Genomic DNA, 18,200 nt, shown 5'->3' on the forward strand with positions numbered 1-18,200 from the left:
ACCCGATGAGTCGGTGGGTCCGCCGGACAGCGGGACCTCGCTCGGAGATCCCGCTGCCCGGGTGGAACCGCTGGTGGAACTACTGCTGTGACTACTGCACGTCGACGTAGTCACCGGTGGTGGTGACGGCCGGGGTGGTGGACGTGCCGGCGAAGCTGTAGCGCCAGTAGCCGTCGACCGAGGCCGTGACCGTGGTCTTCAGGGCGCCGGTGCTGCTCGACTTGATCGTCTTCACCGTGGTGTAGGCGGTGCTGGTCTTCTTACGGAACTGGAGCTTCACCGGCTGGACGGTGTAGCCGGCGTAGGCGTGCGTCTCCCAGTTGGCGCGCGTCAGCTTCCCGGTGACCGTGATGGTCCCGCCCTTCTTGACGGGCTCCGGGGCGGCGTTGACCGTCAGCTTCGACAGCCGCTGCACACGAGCCGTGCTGTAGAAGTCGGTGTACTCGAAGTCGGACTGGTCACCCGCGAGTGCGCCCGCGGAGACATGCCAGGTACCGGCCAGCGCGTTCTTGTACAGGTCGTACTGCGGGTCGACCGTGATGGTCAGCTTGCAGGTGGCGGTCGTGGCATCGACCGGCGTGCAGGTGGCCGCGTCCTCGTTGGGCAGGAGGGCGCCGTCGATGGTGTCCGGGGACGACGGGTCCGTCCCGTGCCACAGGTCGACATAGCCGTCGGCGATGCCGGACGGGTGCGAGGCGGTCACCGAAACGGTGATCGTCTTCAGCGCCGTCGTGCCCAGAACGACATCCTTACCGGCGTTGATGGTGACCTTGGAGATGACGGGAACCGTCGTCGCTGCGCTCGAAGAAGCGAAGGAACCCTTCGCCGTGTCCTTCACCGCGGAGCCGAAGATCTCGGCAGCCGACGGCTTGTGCACCTGCGGAGCCCGGTCGCCGGCCTGCGCGGCCGGAACGACAAGAGCGGAAAGAGCCAGGGCGCCGGAAACAGCAGCAACAGTGGCGCGAATACGCATGTGTTTCCCCAGTGGAGAAAGGGGCCCGCGGAGGTAGTCCGTCCGCGGGGCCCAAGATCGTCTGTGAAGCCTGGTGGCTTCACAGACGAGATCAATGAGGCGGGTGAACGGTTGTGCGGCCGGGGAGATTCTTTACGCATACGTGACCAGGCCCTGCCAATTGGGCCTGCGCCGTCAGTCGAACCAGCGGTCCCGGGCCAGTTCCTCCGTACGCGACGGGTCCTCCAGCAGCGCGGCGACCTCGAAGCGGCGCGGCCACTGACCCGCCGCCCACGCCAGGCCCGCCGCGACGCCTTCGAGCGTCGACGCGTGGACGACCCCGTCCGGGGTACGGCGCCAGTCCAGTTCGACGCCGCCCGCGCGGAGTTCGCCGTGTTCGATGTACGTGTCCGGGGTCCCGGCGCCGAGCAGGATCCGTACCGGCTCCGGCACCTGGTGCTCCTCGCCCTCCGTCGTCACCTGCGCCTCGACGGTCTCGCCGAGCCGCCGCACCTGGAACAGCTCGGCCAACTCGGCGGCGCGCGCCGGGGCCACCGGCAGCAGCGGAAGACTGTCCGTCAGCGGCAGCAGATCGGGAGCGTCCGCGATCACCGCGTCCGCCGCGTCGACGACCCGCACGTCGCCGTCCACCACGGCCCGCAGCTCGTCGGGCAGCGTGACGTGTTCGGGGTCGAGATCGGCCAGGGCCGTGTACAGCTCGTGGAGTTGCACGGAGCCGACCGGGCGGCCCTCGTCCGCGAGCCGGCCGAGGAGTTCGGCGGCACCGCCCGGCTCGTCGAGGAGCGCCGCGACGGACGTCCGTACGCCGAGCGCGCGCAGCACCTGGACATCGTCGAAGCCGGCAGCGTCGGCGGAGTCGTACAGTCCGGACAGCCGCGGGTCGCTGCCCGCGGCCCGCAGACCCGCCGGGCGGCGGCCGTCGAGCACCGGGTGGTCGCGCAGCCACCAGGCGGTGTACGGGCGCACGGACCGGGTCGTGCCGTCCGGGAGCAGCACCCGCACCGGCTGCGTCAGTGCGTCGCGCAGCGGCGGACGGGAGAGCAGGGCGAGCGCCTGCGGCCAGGCGTCGTCGTCGACGAGGTCGAGGTCGCGGACGGCGACGAGTTCGGTGGCGACCGGCGGCACAGGGGTGTCCGGCAGCTGGTCGAGGATGTCCTCGCACCACACATCGACGGCGTCGAGCAGCCCCGCGTCGTCGGGTTCCGCGAAGTCGCCTTCGCGCGGCTCCAGTTCGTCCGGGTCGAGGACGACATCGGTGGCGCGGACGAGTGCGAAGGTGGCCAGCACCCCGCAGGCGGTCAGTGGCTGTTCGCCCCAGCGCACAGCCAGTTCCTCGTCGCAGAGGGCGAGTTCGCCGTCGCGCATGATCTGTGCGAACGGGCTTCCCGGCAGCACGAGTTCACCGGCCGGAGCGAGTTCGCCCTCCTCGTCCGGGAGCGCGATGGCGCCGAGCCAGGGTTCGTCGCCGGGCGACAGGTCCGCGTCCCGGACCAGCGTGAGGACGGTCTCCGCGAGCTCTTCGGCGTCCAGCGCGTCCTCGTCCCACACCTCTCCCGCGTCCAGCGAACCGGCGACGGCCGCGCGCACCTGCGGGGTCGTCAGCACGGCGCGCGGAGTGGCGGGCAGCGCGCCCAGCTTCTCCAGGAGCGGATGAGCGGCGTCCGGATGCGCGACCTTCAGGCCGAGCCGGGCCAGCCGGTCGAGGACGGGGCCGGTGAGCGCTTCGGGCAACGGCAGCAGCACCTGGCGGGGACCGATCGTGGTGCGTGGGGCCGCAATGCCGTCCGGCCCCTTCGTCGCCTGATCCACCGTCCCGGCCAGCGGCACCGGCAGTCCGGAGAGCCGGTCCGGGTCGATGCCGGACAGGCTGTCGTACAGCCGCCGCCACCAGGCGGGATCGCGCTCCAGACCGGCGAGCCGGTCGATGGCCTCGGTCAGCGGCACCCTGGCCACCCCGAGCGTGCGCAGTTCGCTGCGGCGTTCAAGTCCCGCGGGTAGCAGGCACGGCAGCACCTCGGAGAGCACCCGGACGGTCTCGGCGCCGACCCCCTCCAGCACTTCGGCCTCGATGGGCCGCAGCGCGGTGGTGGCCTCGTGGGCGCTCGCCGGCTCCGCGTCCCAGGCGTCCCAGCGGTCCGGTTCGGCGGCGGTGTCGCGCGGGGCTGCGGGCTCCAGGAACGCGACGCGCGGCAGCCGTTCCAGGATCGCGCCGCGCAGCGCACCGTCCAGTTCGCCGTTGCCGAGCGGGCCGGGCACCAGGTCGATCGTTCCGATGCTCACCGGATGCCAGTCCGCGAGCAGTTCGGCGTAGGCGTCGGCCGCGCGCTGCACCAGGAAGTCGGTGAGCGGGCCGGGCGCGGGGTGGCGGCGGGTGGTGTCGAGCGGCAACGACGCGATGAGCAGGGCGGGCACGCCGAGGGGTTCGTCGGTGGGGGTCGGGGCGTGGACGACGGGGGCGGTACGGGGGTAGACCGGCGCCCCGTCGATGTCCACGGGCACCGCCCAGGTCACCGACCAGTGCGGGCGCAGCCGTTCCTCGAGCGGGCGGTCGGCGAGCAGGACCGGCTCGATCGGACCGTGACGCGCGACCGTGCGCCAGCGGTTCCTGCCGTGCACGGAGTCGTCGACGTGCGTGTACGGGCCGTGCTCGGAGCGGTGCAACGTCCGTACCCCGTCGGGGGTATCGATGACGATCTCTTCGAGGCCGGGCAGCGTCAGGAGCAGCGCGTCGTCGACGGCGGCGAGCAGCCGGCCGACGAGGTCCTCGGCGACACCGTCGCGCAACGGCAGGACGACGACCGTGTCGTACCCGTCCGGCGCGGTGCCCTCGGCGGGCAGCGGGAGCCGGAGCAGCGGTACGTGACCGTCGCGGCGGCGGAGTTCGTCACCGAGGCCGGGGCTGCCGACGGCGGCCTGTCGGGCGAGGCCGCGGGCCTCGGCGAGGGACCAGCGGACCCCACCGTGCCGGCCGACGACGGCGGGCTCGTCACTGACCGCGAGCACGGCGGCGAACCCGACACCGAACCTGCCGACGGCGGACTCGTGGCCCTCGCGCTTGGCGGAGGCCCGGAGCGTGCTGAGCGATTCGACGCCGGTGGCGTCGAGGGGGGCGCCGGTGTTGGCGGCGGCGAGGACGGCGTTCCCGGCGTCGCCGGGGTGCAGGGTGAGACGGAGACGGCCGGGGACGCCGGCGCGGGCGGCGGCGTCGGCGGCGTTCTGGGCGAGCTCGACGACGAGGCGGTCACGGTAGCCGCCGAGCGCGAGGTCCTCCTCGGCGTTGGCGTCCTCCCGGAACCGGGCGGGACCGGCGCCCCAGGCATCGAGCACCCCGCGCCGCAGCCGCGCCGTCCCGAACGGATCGGCCCCCTCGGTCGCATTCATGCTCACGCTCTGACTCCGCTCTGTCCGGTGACGCGTTATCCGTGTGCGGCGGGGAGTGCGGGTGCACCCGTGCCGCCAGTGTGCGCCCGAAGGTACCGCGAGCGGAAAGCCGGTGCGCCGAGCCCATGCGCCACGTTTTGTCCTCAAACGCCGGACAGGCTCGAATCAGGCCCCTCGAAGAGGTCCCCCATGCCCTTGAGGCCATGGGGGAGATCGAGGACGAAGCGGCCACAGGACGAAGCGGCCACCCGGTGGCCGGGCACCGCAGGCCCGGATCCCCCAGCGGCGAGGAGCGTCAGGAGTGGCCGAGGTCCTCCGACGGCGCATCCGGCTCCGCCGGAACCGACCCGCCGTCCCTCGCCGGGCGCAGCAGGTACTCGTCCACCTGCATCGTGTCCAGCGCGTGCGGCGCCGGCTTCGGCGGCTTCGGCATCACCGCGGCCTCCGAATGCCCACCGCACCCGTACGACAGCGAGACGACCCGCCCGTCCGCCGGGCTGAACTCGTTCGCGCACACCCCGAACGCCTGCCGCAGCGATCCCGCGATCGGCACCAGGAAGGCACACGTGTCGCAGGAGGCCGGTGCCGCCTGCGCCATCGGCGTCTTCGCGCCGAATGCCTCGTCCCACCGGTCGGCCGCCGCATGCAGCCCGTACCGGGACAGCACCCGCGCCCGCCGCATCCCGAGCTCTTCGGCGACCGCCGCGATCGAGCCGCGGTCCGTCGCCTCCGGGCGCGTCGTCAGCTCCGCGTCCTCCGCGTCGACGAGATCGGCCAGTTCCTCCGACATCTCGGAGACCACCGAGTTCGGCGGCGGCTCGTCCTCACCGGTGTACCCGGGCTCCAGCCGGAGATCCTCCGCCTCGGTGGGCAGCAGATCGCCGGGTCCCATGTCGCCGGGGCGCAGCCGCTCGCTCCACGGCACCCACTCGGGCGCGAGCAACGCATCCGTCCCGGGCAGCAGGACCGCCTCGTCGAGCGTGACGTTCTTGGCGCGGGAGGCCCTGGCGACCGTCACCGCCCAGCGCCAGCCCCGGTAGCCGGGATCCTTGCACTCGAAGTAGTGCGTGACGACCCGGTCCCCTTCGGAGACCAGCGCCACATGCTCACCGACCACTCCTGGCGCGGCGGCTTCCTCGGCCGCCGAGCGCGCGAGGTCTACCGCCTCGGCGCACAGGCGGTCGGGGGCAGGGGTACGGGCAGTACGGCTTCGCGTCGTAGCAGCACTCACAGGTCTCGCTTCTCTCCATACGCCGTCTCACGAGCGCGCCAGCAGATCCATCGATTTCGGCCATAACGGTTGCGGGCGGAGCGGACCTGGGGGCCGCGTCGACGTCCACACCCGTTGTGCCTGCCTCGGGCGCGCCTTCTGCTATCCATTCTGCGGGATCGCCGAGAGGCGCGCGGCCAAGAACAACCGCCGGTGGCGCGCTACGCACGCTACCCTCTCCGCCGCTCCCCGCCCACCTGCCCGTCCCAAACAAGGCCGTATCCACTGCCGTGTCCGTGTCAGAACGGACCCGGTAGCGGCGACTGCGGGCGCCCGCGGTCCTCACTGGCCCGACAGGGCGGCGCTCATCGCGCCTCGTACCGTTCTCGGTTCGTTACCGGTGTGACTGGGGCACTATGACGGGGTGGCTTCCGCCAGGTCGCACGACGGGTCCGGCCCGCTCCGCAGGACGGGCCGGACGATCGGTCATGCCCTGCACGCCCCGTTCACCGGCACAGCGAAGGGCATCCGCAAGGCGACCCACGCCCACGGCGCCGGCGAATCCGGGCTCGGCAAACTGATCGAGCTGCATGCCGTGAACGGCGCGGGCGACGTGATGATCACCGTCGCGCTCGCCTCGACGGTGTTCTTCTCCGTGCCGACGGACGAGGCCCGCGGGCGCGTCGCCCTCTATCTAGCCGTCACGATGGCGCCCTTCACACTCCTCGCCCCCGTCATCGGCCCGCTCCTGGACCGCCTGCCGCACGGCCGCCGCGCCGCGATGGCAGGCGCCATGCTCGCCCGGGCGCTGCTGGCACTCACCATGTCCAGCGCGGTCGCCACGGGCGGTCTGGAGCTGTATCCGGCGGCGCTGGGCGTCCTGGTCTCCTCGAAGGCGTACGGGGTCGTACGCAGCGCGGTCGTGCCGCGCCTGCTGCCACCCGGTTTCTCCCTGGTGAAGGCGAACTCCCGGGTCACCCTGGCCGGGCTCCTGGCCACGGGTGTGGCGGCGCCGATCGGGGCCGGGCTGCAGACCGTCGGATCCGGCTGGCCGCTGTACGGCGCGTGCCTGATCTTCATCGGCGGCACCGTGCTCGCCTTCACACTGCCGCGCAAGGTCGACTCGGCGAAGGGTGAGCGCCGGGCCCAGCTGGTCGAGCACCACGGCCATCAGCCGTTGGCCAAACCGTCCAAGGCCAACGGAAAAAGGACCAACGGCAAGAAAGCCACCACGAGGTCCGGAGAGAAGGAGAAGCGGCCGGGGCTGCGGACCGTCGGGCCGTCCGTCCTGCACGGGCTCCAGGCGAACGCCGCGCACCGCGCCCTCTCCGGCTTCCTGATCTTCTTCCTGGCGTTCCTGCTGCGTGAGCAGCCGCTGGCCGGGCAGAGCGCCGCCGTCTCGCTCGGCATCGTCGGTGTCGCGGCCGGTGTCGGCAATGCCCTCGGTACGGCCATGGGTTCCTGGCTCCGGACCCGCGGCCCCGAGGTGATCATCGCGTCGGTGCTGGGGCTGGCGCTCGGCGTCGCCGTCCTCGCCGCGGTCTTCTTCTCCACCCTGATGGTCGCCGCGCTCAGTGCGATGGCGGGCTTCACCCAGGCTCTGTCCAAGCTGTCGCTGGACGCGATGATCCAGCGCGACGTGCCGGAGGAGGTAAGGACCTCCGCGTTCGCCCGGTCCGAGACACTGCTGCAGATGGCCTGGGTGGTCGGCGGCGGCATCGGCATCTCCCTCCCCCTCAACGGCGTACTGGGGATGTCGGTCGCTGCGGGGATCCTCGCCCTGGGTGCGGCAGCCTCCGTACGGGGTCTGCTGAGCGCCGCGCGGCGCGGCTCGCCGCACCCCCGCGTGGCGTGAGCCGGAGCGACCGATAACCTTCGGCCCATGACCGTTGCGTTCTTCTCCGGTAAGGGCCGTCGTATCGGCGTCGCTCTTGGTGCCGTGTCCGCGGGACTCCTTGTCCTGTCCGCCTGCGACAAGCCGACGCCGCTCGCCACCGTGACGGTCGGCGACACCTCGGTGACCACCGAGGCGTCCTGCTACAACGACGGCGAGGCCCTCAAGGACTCGCAGGTCAAGACCTGCTTGAACAAGAAGGCGGAGAAGTCCGTCAAGGTCGCGATGGACGACAAGGTCCGCTTCGGCGTCGACCCTGAGATCGCGGACAGGGGCTGGACGCTCTTCATCAACGGCCAGCAGGCCGAGCAGGAGCCGTACAAGAGGACCTACCGGTCCATCCCGGGCAGCGCCTTCTTCTCCAGCCAGACCGGCGAGACCACGAACAAGACGCAGATCAGCATCGTGGAGACCGACGGCAAGAAGCTCACCGGCATCTGGCACTTCGAGCTCAAGAAGACCGACTGATCCCCTCCTGACCTGGGAGGACCTCCCCGTGCGTGTGCTTGTCGTGACCGCTGTCCCGGTGGAACGGGACGCGGTCACGCGTGCGTTCACGGACAGACCGCAGGTCCTCGATGTGCCCGGCGCCGAGCTGCACCGCGCCGGTGCCCTCGATGTCGTCGCGGGCGGCGCGGGTCCGGCTTCCGCCGCCGCCACGGCCGCCTTCGCCCTGGCCTCGGGGGCCGGGGCGGGGGTCGGTCCCGGCGCCGTGGCCGGACCGTACGGCCTGGTCGTCTCGGCCGGGATCGGCGGCGGGTTCGCGCCCGACGCCCCCGTCGGCGCCCTCGTCGTGGCGAGCGGGATCGTCGCCGCCGATCTGGGCGCCGAGACCCCCGACGGCTTCGTGCCCGTCACCGCTCTGGGCTTCGGACGGGAACGGTTCGTGCCGCCGCCCGACCTGGTACGGGACGTGGCCGCGGCCACCGGAGCGCTGACCGGCGAGGTCCTCACCGTCTCCACCGTGACCGGCAGCGCCGGACGCGCAGCCGCTCTGCGCACCGCCCACCCGCGCGCCGTCGCCGAGGCCATGGAGGGCTTCGGCGTCGCCGAGGCCGCCGAGCGGCTGCGCGTACCGGTGCTGGAGATCCGGGCCGTCTCGAACGCCGTCGGCCCGCGCGACCGGGACGCCTGGCGCATCGGCGACGCGCTGACCGCGCTCACCGAGGCGTTCGGGAAGCTCACCCCCGTACTGGAAGGCTGGACCACCCCCCATGACCGACACCGCTGACACCACCGGCGACGCCCTGCGCATCGCCTTCTCGCCGTGCCCGAACGACACGTTCGTCTTCGACGCCTGGGCGCACGGCCGGATCCCCGGCGCGCCCGCCCTCGATGTCACGTTCGCCGACATCGACCTCACCAACGGCATGGCCGAGCGCGGCGAGCTGGACGTACTGAAGGTGTCGTACGCGGTGCTGCCCTGGGTCCTGGAGGAGTACGCGCTGCTGCCCTGCGGCGGGGCGCTGGGGCGCGGCTGCGGGCCGCTCGTCCTGACGAAGGAGCCGGGTACGGATCTGACGGGGAAGACCGTCGCCGTGCCGAGCGAGCGCTCCACCGCCTATCTGCTGTTCCGGCTCTGGGCGGCTGATGTCGTCCCGGGTGACGTCGGCGAGATCGTCGTCATGCCGTTCGACGAGATCATGCCCGCCGTACGGGACGGAAAGGTGGACGCCGGTCTCGTCATCCACGAGGCGAGGTTCACCTACCGGAACTACGGTCTGCACAGCCTCGCCGACATGGGCGAGCACTGGGAGTTGACGACCGGTTTGCCGATCCCGCTCGGCGCGATCATCGCCAAGCGGTCGCTGGGCGCCGAGAAGCTGAAGGCGCTGGCCGAGTCGGTGCGTACGTCGGTGCGGATGGCCTGGGACGACCCGGAGGCGTCGCGGCCGTACGTGCTGGAGCACGCCCAGGAGATGGACCCGGCCGTGGCCGACCAGCACATCGGGCTGTACGTCAACGAGTTCACCGCCGACCTCGGCGAGAACGGCTACGCGGCGATCCGCGGACTGCTGACCCGCGCGGCGGCCGAGGGGCTGGTGCCGCCCCTCGGCCCGGACGCGCTGTCGTTCGTCTGACGGTGACGGGCGCCGGTTGGTCGGCGACAGGCTGCGCAGCCTGTCGCCGGTCCGCTATACGTCGAGCTGGTCGGCGACCGCGCGCAGCAGGCCGCCGATCTGCTTGCCGGCCGCCTTGTCGGGGTAACGGCCCCGCTCCAGCATCGGCGTGATGTTCTCCAGCAGCGTCGTCAGATCCTGCACGATCGATGCCAGTTCGTCCGGCTTGCGGCGCTGGGCGGCCGCCACGGACGGCGTCGGATCCAGAATCGTCACCGACAGTGCCTGGTCTCCACGCTGACCTGCCACGACGCCGAATTCGACGCGCTGGCCGGGCTTGAGGGCGTCGACTCCGTCAGGGAGCACCGACGAGTGCACGAACACGTCGCCACCGTCGTCGCGGGAAAGGAAGCCGAAGCCCTTCTCGCTGTTGAACCATTTGACCTTGCCAGTCGGCAAAGCACGCACCCCATCTCAACCCGTATGCCGGAACCAAGCCTCAGCAGGTCAGGCCGGACCATGGTCGTGCTCCCCCTGCTGGCAGAAGCCTCCACAGGTGCAGTACCCCTCGTCAAGCCTGGTCATCCGGACTGTGTCCAGAAACGGCGCACTACGGGTGAAGAGGGGTTCTTCCGGCGTGGGAACTACCCTTGCGGGGTGAGTACTCCTCCTTCTGGTGCCGGCGACCGGCTCGTCCGGGTCGGCGCGATCGTCTTCTTCATCGGGGCGCTGGCCACGCTGGTCACAGTGGCCCCGCTGTTCCTCGGGACCGACCCATTCCCGTCCATCGCGTATGCGGTGTGCATGTTGATGGGGGTGGGATTCCTGATCGCGGCGGCAGGCGTGGTGCGGTCGGCGTGGGCAGGGTCTCCGAAGCGGGACGCCACGCGGTAGAGCGAAAGCGGGCGTGACGGGGGGGGCCGATCCGCCGGACAGCCCCTACGCGGCCCGGTAGGCGTCCAGCCAGGCCGGAAATTCCGTCAGGTTCCGCAGGATCACATCCGCGCCCGCCGCTCGCAGTTCGTCCGCGTCGCACGGGCCCGTCGTGACCGCCACCGACAGCGCCTGTGCCGTGCGGGCGCCGCGTACGTCCCCGGTGTGGTCGCCGACATACACCTGCGCGCCGTGCTCGCGCAGCGCCCGCGCCTTTCCCTCCGCCCACAGGCCGCCGACGATCTCGTCGGCCTCGATCCCGAGATGCGCCAGGTGGAGCCTGGCGTTCGGCTCGTGCTTCGCCGTGACGACGATCGTCCGGCCGCCCCGCTCGCGGATCGCGGCGATGGACTCCCGGGCGCCGGGCAGCGCCGGGGTCGGGGTGATGGCGTGTGTGGGATAGATCTCCCGGTACCGGTCGGCCGTGGCGGCCACGACGTCCGCCGGGAACCAGTTCGCCAGTTCGTCCTCCAGGGGCGGACCGAGCCTGCTGACCACCAGATCGGCGTCGATCGGCCTCCCCGTCTCGGCGGAAAGCGCCTGGTAGGCGGCCTTGATGCCGGGCCGGGAGTCGATGAGCGTCATATCGAGGTCGAAGCCGACCGTCAGGGGGTGCGAAGCCATGGCCCCCATTGTGCCGAGGCCACGGAACTGCCCCTCGCCCTCCGGGCCCCATCGCACCCCGCCTAGACTAAGCCAAGCCTTACCTAGCTGTGCCGGCCCTGCGTGGCTGCGCGGAGCCAGGTCGTCCAGTTTGCCGATTGGGTCCGATGCCAGCCGCCGCACCTCGCCGCCACAGACGCGCTCTCGCGACGGCGACGGCCGTCCTGGCGCTGCTCGTGGCCGTCCTGCTCAGCCTTGCCGTGGGCGCGCGCACCATCGCGCCGTCCGCGGTGCTCGACGCCCTGCTGCACGGCGGGCACTCCGACGCCGCCGAAGTGATTCGCCAGTTGCGGGTGCCGCGCACCCTGATCGGGCTGATGGTCGGTGCGGCGCTGGCCCTCGCGGGCACGGTGCTCCAGGGCATCACCCGTAACCCCATCGCCGACCCCGGCATCCTCGGCATCAGCCAGGGCGCCTCGGTCGGCGTGGTGCTGGCCATCGCGTACGCGGGGATCCACACGCTGACCGGGTACGTCTGGTTCGCGTTCGCAGGGGCGGCCGTCGCGTCCGTCGCCGTGTACGCGATCGCGTCACGCGGGCGCGGCGGGGCGACGCCGGTGAAGCTCGCGCTGGGCGGCGCCGCGATCAATGCGCTGCTGGTGTCCGTGACGATGGCGGTGCTGACGACGAAGGCGTCCGCGCTCGACGAGTTCCGCTTCTGGCAGGTCGGTTCGATCGCCGGGCGGGAGGCCGAAGTGGCGCAGCAGATCTGGCCGTTCCTGCTCGTCGGCACGGTGCTCGTGCTGTCCGTGGCGCGAGGCCTCGACGCGCTGGCGCTGGGCGAGGACGTGGCGAAGGGGCTGGGGCAGAAGGTCGCGACGGTACGGATCGTCGGCGGCGTCGGGGCCACCGTGCTGACCGGGGTCGGGGTGGCCGCGGCCGGGCCGATCGCGTTCATCGGGCTGGCCGTCCCGCACATCGCGCGCGCGATCGTCGGCAGCGACCACCGATGGGTACTGCCGATGGCGGCGCTGATCGGCCCCGTGATGCTGCTGGTCTCGGACGTCATCGGCCGGATCGTCTTCCCGCCGAGCGAGGTCCCGGCGGGCGTGATGACGGCCCTGATCGGGGTGCCGTTCCTGGTCGCACTGGTACGTCGGAAGGCGGTCCCGGCATGAGCGGCACCCTCACCCGGACCCCGGTCCGGCCCGCCGGGTACGGCGTCGTACGGATCGGGGCGCGCGGGCGGTTCCTGCTGCACCGGCGTGCGGCCGTCGCCGCGACGGTCCTCGTCGCGCTGCTGGCGGTCGTCTGTGTCGCGTACCTCTGTGTCGGCGAGAGCTTCGTCGCACCGGCCGAGGTCGTGAAGGTGATCCTCGGGCAGCCGTCGCCGTACGAACTGGTCGTCGGGACGCTGCGGCTGCCGCGCATGGTCGTCGGTCTGCTCGTCGGCGCGGCCTTCGGGATCGCCGGGGCGCTGATCCAGACGGTGGCCCGCAATCCGCTGGCCAGCCCCGACATCATCGGCATCAGCCAGGGTGCGGGCGCGCTCACGGTCGGCGCGATGACATTCGGCGTCACCTCGTACACCGTGCTGCCGTATCTGTCGGTCATCGGCGGAATCGCGGCGGCGGCGCTCGTGTACGTCTTCGCATGGCGCGGCGGGCTGCACGCCACCCGGTTCGTCCTCATCGGCATCGGCTTCGCCATCGCGCTGCGGTCCGTCACCACACTGTTCCTGACCAAGGGCGACTATCTGGTCGCCCAGCAGGCGCAGATCTGGATGACGGGTTCGCTGAACGGCCGCGGCTGGAACGAGGTGGCGCCGATCGGCTGGACGCTGCTCGCGCTCGTACCGGCCGTCCTGTGGGCGGCTCGTGCGCAGCGCGCCGTGTCGATGGACGACGACACCGCGACCGCGCTGGGGGTACGGCTGGGCCGGGTACGCCTGGGGCTCGTCGCGCTCGGTGTGATCCTGGCGTCCGTGGCGACGGGAACCGCCGGACCGGTCGACTTCGTGGCGCTGCTCGCCCCGCAGATCGCCCGCCGCATGACACGTACCGCGCAGATCCCGCTGCTGTGCTCGGCACTGCTCGGCGCAGTGATCGTCGTCTTCGCCGATCTGCTGGCGCGCAAACTCTTCTCGCCCACCGAGCTGCCGGTGGGTGTGCTGACGGCGGCGGTCGGCGCCCCGTATCTGATCTGGCTGATCATCCGCGGTCACGGTGGCCGCAATGGAGGCAAGGCATGAGCTCGACCCGTACGTCCGATGCCGTCGCCGGGACGACGACCGGCCGGCTCACCGCGCGCCGGCTGACCCTCGCCTACGAGGACCGCACGGTCGTGCACGAGCTGGACCTGACCGTTCCCGACGGCCGGGTGACGGTCATCGTCGGCCCCAACGCATGCGGCAAGTCGACCACCCTGCGCGCGCTGGGCCGGCTGCTCAAGCCGCGCGGCGGGGCCGTGCTCCTCGACGGTACGGAGCTGTCCCGGATCCCCACCAAGAAGATCGCCCAGTCGATAGGGCTGCTGCCGCAGACCCCGGTCGCGCCCGAGGCGATCACCGTCTCCGACCTCGTCGCCCGCGGCCGTCAGCCGCACCAGCACTGGTGGCAGCAGTGGTCGGAGGAGGACGAGCGGGCCGTCACCGACGCCATGGAACGTACGGACATCACGGCGCTCGGCGACCGGTCGGTGGACGAACTGTCCGGTGGGCAGCGGCAGCGGGTCTGGATCGCGATGGCGCTGGCCCAGGAGACGGATCTGCTGCTGCTCGACGAACCGACGACGTACCTCGACATCTCGCACCAGGTGGAGGTCCTCGACCTGGTGCGCCAGCTCGCCGCACCGGCGGCGGACGGCAGTCGCGGCCGGACGGTCGTCACCGTGCTCCACGACCTGAACCAGGCTGCGCGGTACGCGGACCACCTGGTCGCGATGAAGGCGGGCCGGATCGTCGCCGAGGGCCACCCGGCGGACATCGTCACCGCGGAGCTCGTACGCGAGGTGTTCGGCCTGGAGGCAGTGATCGTCCCGGACCCGGTGACGGGTTCGCCCCTGGTCGTGCCGGGCGCCCCCTGGACCCCGCCCTCCTGAGCCCCACCCCGAAGCAGCCGGGCAGGCACCCCCCACCGGGCCGCGGACGCGGGTGATGCCCGGGTGGGGCCGTGCAGGGGCCCGAAGGGACTGGCGCACGTGCCGGGTTCGTCCGCGTCGCCGGCTTCCGCGCCAGTTCCGAGGAGACACCCCGGAGGGGCACCGCCCACCACTCCCCGGGCAGGGGCACCGGCGCCCACCCATGTGCCGGGCACCCGTTCGAACCCGTCCGGCGCTCGAGGACGGAACCGCCCACCCCCGTGGGCCCGAACCCGCCGCACGCGACAAGCCGCGCATCCGGCCCGCCAGGCACCCACCCCAGCCCGTCCGGCGCTCGAGGACGGAACCGGCAGCCGGACGCCCCGGCAGGAAGCCCCCGCCTACTCCACCCGCCTCCGCGCCCGCCACACCAGGAACAGCGCAGACGTCACCGCCGCCGCCCGCACCACCACCGGCCACACCCCGCTCAGCGCCTCGCCCATCCCGTCCTCCGGGATCGGCTCGCCCCAGCGCCCGTCCATCCGCCCCCACAGCCAGACCAGGCCGCCCGCCGCGACCGCCCCCGGCAGCCCCATCGCGGCCAGCTTGGCCTCCCTGCGCGAGAGCGTGCGTGAGCCGTACGCGAGCAGCCAGCCGCCCGCCAGGGCCACCCAGTACCCGGTCACCGCACCGGTGACCAGCAGCGCGGCGGCGAGCAGCAACAACGGGTGGGAGAACCGGAACCCCTTGTTCTCGTCGCGGGGTGTACGCCGACGCAGCCGCGGCCGCCACCGACCGCGCGGAGCGTCGTCCGCCTCACCGGAATCACCATCGTCGGAGCCGGCCCCGGCACCGTCATCCTCCGTGCCCTCGTCCGCATCCGCACCGGCCTTTCCCGCAGCCCCCTCCACCGGCGGCCGCGGTGGCCTCAACAGCTCGGCGATCTCCACCCCGCCCACGAACCCCGGCACCTCCACGCCGTCCCCGAACGGCCCCGACTCGATGCGCCACCAGTCGGGTTCGCTCCCGGACGCGCCCAGTTCGTCCGTCCCCGCCATGTGCGGCGGCGACGGCGCCCGCTGCGCCGGCACATCGTCCCCCGAAATCCCCGAGGCCCGGGAGGCCCCCGTCGCCCCCTCCGACGCGCCCTTGCGCGAACTCTCTTTCCGGAGCGTCCCTCTGCGTGGCCGGGGGATCCCCCGCGACTCCGGATCACCCGCATCCGGAGCCCCCGGCGCCCCCGGCAACGTCACCGTTCCGTCGGCCGATCGGGCCGCCGCGGCGACCAGTTCGTCCGGTGTGCCGAGCCGCCCGATGATGCGGCGCACCGCCGCCGGCGTGTCCGTGGCCTGGCTTCCGCGCTGCCGGTCGATCTCGGTGCGCAGTGCCGCCACGAGCCGCATTCTGGTGCCCGAGGACAGCTGTTGCTGCTGGGCCAGATCCCCGACCCGGCTCAGATAGTCGTAGACGAGCTGGTCGCTCTCGATCCCCACGTGATGGTTCCCCTCTGACCGGCCTGCACCGACGGTAGCGCCCTCGGGCCTGTCCGGAGCGACTACCGTGGGACGGATGGGGATGACCACACCACCGCGGACGCTCGCCGAAGCTCTGCGCGCCCGGGACGACGAGTCGTTGGCCGGGCTGCTCCGCGCCCGCCCCGATCTTCTGTCTCCGGTACCGATCGACATCACCCAGCTGGCGACGAGAGCCGGCACCCGGGCCTCTGTCGTACGCGCGCTGGAGCACCTCGACCGGTTCGCCCTGCAGACCGCGGAGGCGCTTGCCGTCGCGCCCGATCCGGCCCCGTACGACACTCTGCTCGCCCTGCTCACCGGCGACGGCCAGGACGACGGCGCGGCCCGCGACGACGCGGGTACGGCGATCCGGAGCGCGGCACCCGGCGCCCTCGCGACCCTGCGCGAACAGGCCCTCGTCTGGGGCGAGAACGACCGGCTGCGGCTGGTGCGCACCGCGCGCGAACTCCTTGCCCCGTCCCCGCAGCACCCCTCCCCCACCGGGCTGGGGCCGACCGTCGCCGAGGCCACGGCCGGCATGTCGCCGGGCCGGCTCCAGGAGATCCTGGCGGCGGCCGGGCTGCCCGCCACCCATGACCCGGTCTCCGCCGTGGCCTCCCTGTCCGCGCTCTTCACCGACCGCACCAGGATGGACGAGCTGCTCGACACCGCCCCCGTCGAGGCCCTGTCGGTGCTGGACCGGCTGGTGTGGGGCCCGCCGTACGGGGAGGTGACCCCGAACCCGACGCCGCCCGTGAAGTGGCTGCGCGACCGCGGGCTGCTGCTGCCCGTGTCGACGCGCACGGTCGTCCTGCCGCGCGAGGCGGCCCTGCATCTGCGGGCGGGGCGCGCCCACCGCGTACCGGAGCCGCTGCCGCCCGCCGTCGTGGCGGCCGCGACGCGCGATCCCCAGGCTGTGGACAGTGCGGCGGCGGGCCAGGCGTTCCTGGCGGTGTCCACCGTCGAGGAACTCCTGACGAGCTGGAACGGCGGCGGCCCACCGATACTGCGCGCCGGCGGCCTCAGCGTCCGCGAGCTGAAGCGGATCGCGGCCGTCCTCGACGTGTCCGAGCCGATCGCCGCGTTCTGGCTCGAACTCGCCTACGCGGCCGGGCTGCTGGCCTCCGACGGCGAGGCCGACGAGCGGTACGCGCCGACGCCCGCGTACGACGACTGGACCGAACTCCCCGTCCAGGACCGCTGGGTGCACCTCGCCACCACCTGGCTCACCGCCACCCGCACCGCCGGCCTGGTCGGCGGCCAGGACGCCAAGGGCCGGGCGCTGTCCGCGCTCGGCCCCGAACTCGACCGCTCGGCCGCCCCCGAGGTACGCCGCCGCATCCTGGCCCTGCTCGCCTCGCTGGACCCCGGCACCGCCCCGGACCCGGAGACGCTGCTCGCCCGGCTCCGCTGGGAACGGCCGCTGCGCGGCGCCTCCACGTCCGCCGGGAACACCACCGACCTGCGGTCCCGGATCGCCCTGTGGACGCTGAACGAGTCCGAACTCCTCGGCATCACCGGCCGCGGCGCGCTCTCCTCCCAGTCCCGCGCCCTGCTCGACTCCGGACCGGCGAAGGCCGCCGCACTGCTCGCCCCGCTCATCCCGGAACCCCTCGACCACGTCCTGCTCCAGGCCGACCTGACGGCCGTCGCGCCCGGCCCGCTGGAACGCCCCCTCGCCGACACGCTGTCCGCCCTCGCGGACATCGAGTCGAAGGGTGGTGCGACGGTCTACCGGTTCACGCCGGGCTCCGTACGCCGCGCGCTGGACGCCGGACAGTCCGCGGCCGATCTGCACGCGTTCCTCGCCGCACACAGCCGAACGCCGGTCCCGCAGCCCCTCAGCTACCTCATCGACGACGTCGCCCGCCGTCACGGCCATCTGCGGATCGGCGCCGCGTCCGCGTACGTACGCTGCGACGACGAGGCCGTGCTCAACGAGATCCTCGCCGACAGACGCTCGGCCACCCTGCGCCTGCGCCGCCTCGCACCGACGGCACTGGCCGCCCAGATCGACCCGGCGTCCCTGCTCGAAGGGCTGCGCGAGATGGGCTACGCCCCGGCCGCCGAGTCCGCCGAGGGCGACGTCCTGATCACCCGCGCGGGCACCCGCCGCACCCCGCCCCGTACACCGCCCGCCCCTGTCCCCGAGGGCCCGCCGGTACCCGGCGGAACGCTGCTGGGCGCGGCGGTACGGGCGATCCGCGCCGGGGACACGGCCGCGACGGTCGTCCACAAGGAGACGGACGGGACCACCGCCGCCACGGCCGGCTCGCTGCCCCGCACGACGTCCGCGGAGACCCTCGCCACGGTCCAGGCGGCGGCGATGACGGGCTCCGCGGTGTGGATCGGGTACGTCAACGCGGAGGGCGCGGCCAGTCAGCGGGTCATCGCCCCGGTCCGGGTGGAGGGCGGCTTCGTGACGGCGTACGACCACACGGCGGACGAGGTCCGCACCTACCCGCTGCACCGGATCACCGGCGTCGCCGAACTGGCCGACGACGCCACCACCTGACCTCCCGGCCCAGCGGGACGAGCCACCGCCGGCGCGGCT

At 72.7% G+C, this 18,200-nt stretch carries 15 protein-coding genes; 9 read left to right on the forward strand and 6 right to left on the reverse strand.

Annotated features, from left to right (window positions below; translation table 11 throughout):
• Positions 1 to 91 precede the first annotated feature (91 nt).
• The 3 genes from ACWCP8_RS04370 to ACWCP8_RS04380 form a co-directional block, all read right to left on the reverse strand.
• Entirely contained in the window at positions 92 to 973 is an 882-nt protein-coding gene (locus ACWCP8_RS04370; RefSeq protein WP_451114077.1) for a DUF5707 domain-containing protein, read from the reverse strand.
• 174 nt (positions 974 to 1,147) lie between these two features.
• The gene (locus tag ACWCP8_RS04375; RefSeq protein ID WP_451114152.1) at positions 1,148 to 4,354 is read right to left on the reverse strand and encodes a sacsin N-terminal ATP-binding-like domain-containing protein; all 3,207 of its coding nucleotides are present in this window, start codon (positions 4,352 to 4,354) and stop codon (positions 1,148 to 1,150) included.
• 295 nt (positions 4,355 to 4,649) lie between these two features.
• Positions 4,650 to 5,585 carry a DUF3027 domain-containing protein gene (locus ACWCP8_RS04380; protein WP_352265957.1) on the reverse strand — a complete coding sequence of 312 codons (936 nt, stop codon included), beginning with the start codon at positions 5,583 to 5,585 and terminating at the stop codon, positions 4,650 to 4,652.
• 403 nt (positions 5,586 to 5,988) lie between these two features.
• On the opposite strand from ACWCP8_RS04380, the gene ACWCP8_RS04385 reads away from it, so the two are divergent.
• Genes ACWCP8_RS04385 through ACWCP8_RS04400 form a run of 4 tightly spaced genes read left to right on the forward strand, consistent with a single transcriptional unit; the run spans position 5,989 to position 9,539 of the window.
• Complete coding sequence (locus ACWCP8_RS04385) at positions 5,989 to 7,419, forward strand: MFS transporter (RefSeq protein ID WP_352265958.1); 1,431 nt, start codon at positions 5,989 to 5,991, stop codon at positions 7,417 to 7,419.
• Positions 7,420 to 7,446: 27 nt separating this feature from the next.
• Entirely contained in the window at positions 7,447 to 7,926 is a 480-nt protein-coding gene (locus tag ACWCP8_RS04390) for a DUF2771 domain-containing protein (protein WP_451114078.1), read from the forward strand.
• Positions 7,927 to 7,954: 28 nt separating this feature from the next.
• On the forward strand, positions 7,955 to 8,689 hold the full coding sequence (locus ACWCP8_RS04395) for a futalosine hydrolase (RefSeq protein WP_352265960.1): 735 nt from the start codon (positions 7,955 to 7,957) through the stop codon (positions 8,687 to 8,689).
• Positions 8,673 to 9,539 carry a 1,4-dihydroxy-6-naphthoate synthase gene (locus tag ACWCP8_RS04400; RefSeq protein WP_352265961.1) on the forward strand — a complete coding sequence of 289 codons (867 nt, stop codon included), beginning with the start codon at positions 8,673 to 8,675 and terminating at the stop codon, positions 9,537 to 9,539. The genes ACWCP8_RS04395 and ACWCP8_RS04400 overlap by 17 nt, the downstream gene beginning before the upstream one ends.
• Positions 9,540 to 9,593: 54 nt before the next feature.
• Here the strand turns inward: ACWCP8_RS04400 and ACWCP8_RS04405 are convergent, their stop codons facing one another.
• A complete protein-coding gene (locus tag ACWCP8_RS04405; protein WP_030926546.1) occupies positions 9,594 to 9,977 on the reverse strand; it encodes a cold-shock protein in 384 nt (127 codons plus the stop codon).
• A gap of 198 nt (positions 9,978 to 10,175) precedes the next feature.
• Here ACWCP8_RS04405 and ACWCP8_RS04410 point away from each other — a divergent pair, with 198 nt between their 5' ends.
• The gene (locus ACWCP8_RS04410; protein WP_030926548.1) at positions 10,176 to 10,412 is read left to right on the forward strand and encodes a hypothetical protein; all 237 of its coding nucleotides are present in this window, start codon (positions 10,176 to 10,178) and stop codon (positions 10,410 to 10,412) included.
• Positions 10,413 to 10,457: 45 nt separating this feature from the next.
• Here the strand turns inward: ACWCP8_RS04410 and ACWCP8_RS04415 are convergent, their stop codons facing one another.
• Positions 10,458 to 11,084, reverse strand: coding sequence for an HAD family hydrolase (locus tag ACWCP8_RS04415; protein ID WP_451114079.1), 627 nt, complete (start codon positions 11,082 to 11,084; stop codon positions 10,458 to 10,460).
• A 137-nt stretch (positions 11,085 to 11,221) separates the two neighbouring features.
• On the opposite strand from ACWCP8_RS04415, the gene ACWCP8_RS04420 reads away from it, so the two are divergent.
• Genes ACWCP8_RS04420 through ACWCP8_RS04430 form a run of 3 tightly spaced genes read left to right on the forward strand, consistent with a single transcriptional unit; the run spans position 11,222 to position 14,153 of the window.
• Positions 11,222 to 12,232, forward strand: coding sequence for a FecCD family ABC transporter permease (locus ACWCP8_RS04420; RefSeq protein WP_326605104.1), 1,011 nt, complete (start codon positions 11,222 to 11,224; stop codon positions 12,230 to 12,232).
• Positions 12,229 to 13,305 (forward strand): FecCD family ABC transporter permease, encoded by a 1,077-nt coding sequence (locus ACWCP8_RS04425; protein ID WP_352265963.1) that lies wholly within the window; start codon positions 12,229 to 12,231, stop codon positions 13,303 to 13,305. Before ACWCP8_RS04420 ends, ACWCP8_RS04425 begins: the two co-directional genes overlap by 4 nt.
• Positions 13,302 to 14,153 carry an ABC transporter ATP-binding protein gene (locus tag ACWCP8_RS04430; RefSeq protein ID WP_382828139.1) on the forward strand — a complete coding sequence of 284 codons (852 nt, stop codon included), beginning with the start codon at positions 13,302 to 13,304 and terminating at the stop codon, positions 14,151 to 14,153. Before ACWCP8_RS04425 ends, ACWCP8_RS04430 begins: the two co-directional genes overlap by 4 nt.
• A gap of 380 nt (positions 14,154 to 14,533) precedes the next feature.
• Here ACWCP8_RS04430 and ACWCP8_RS04435 read toward each other — a convergent pair whose 3' ends face one another.
• On the reverse strand, positions 14,534 to 15,625 hold the full coding sequence (locus ACWCP8_RS04435) for a hypothetical protein (RefSeq protein ID WP_451114080.1): 1,092 nt from the start codon (positions 15,623 to 15,625) through the stop codon (positions 14,534 to 14,536).
• A 76-nt stretch (positions 15,626 to 15,701) separates the two neighbouring features.
• Between ACWCP8_RS04435 and ACWCP8_RS04440 the strand changes: the two genes are divergently transcribed.
• Entirely contained in the window at positions 15,702 to 18,161 is a 2,460-nt protein-coding gene (locus tag ACWCP8_RS04440; protein WP_352265966.1) for a helicase C-terminal domain-containing protein, read from the forward strand.
• The last annotated feature ends 39 nt before the right edge of the window (positions 18,162 to 18,200 follow it).

It is taken from the genome of Streptomyces sp. NPDC002206, assembly GCF_053593595.1.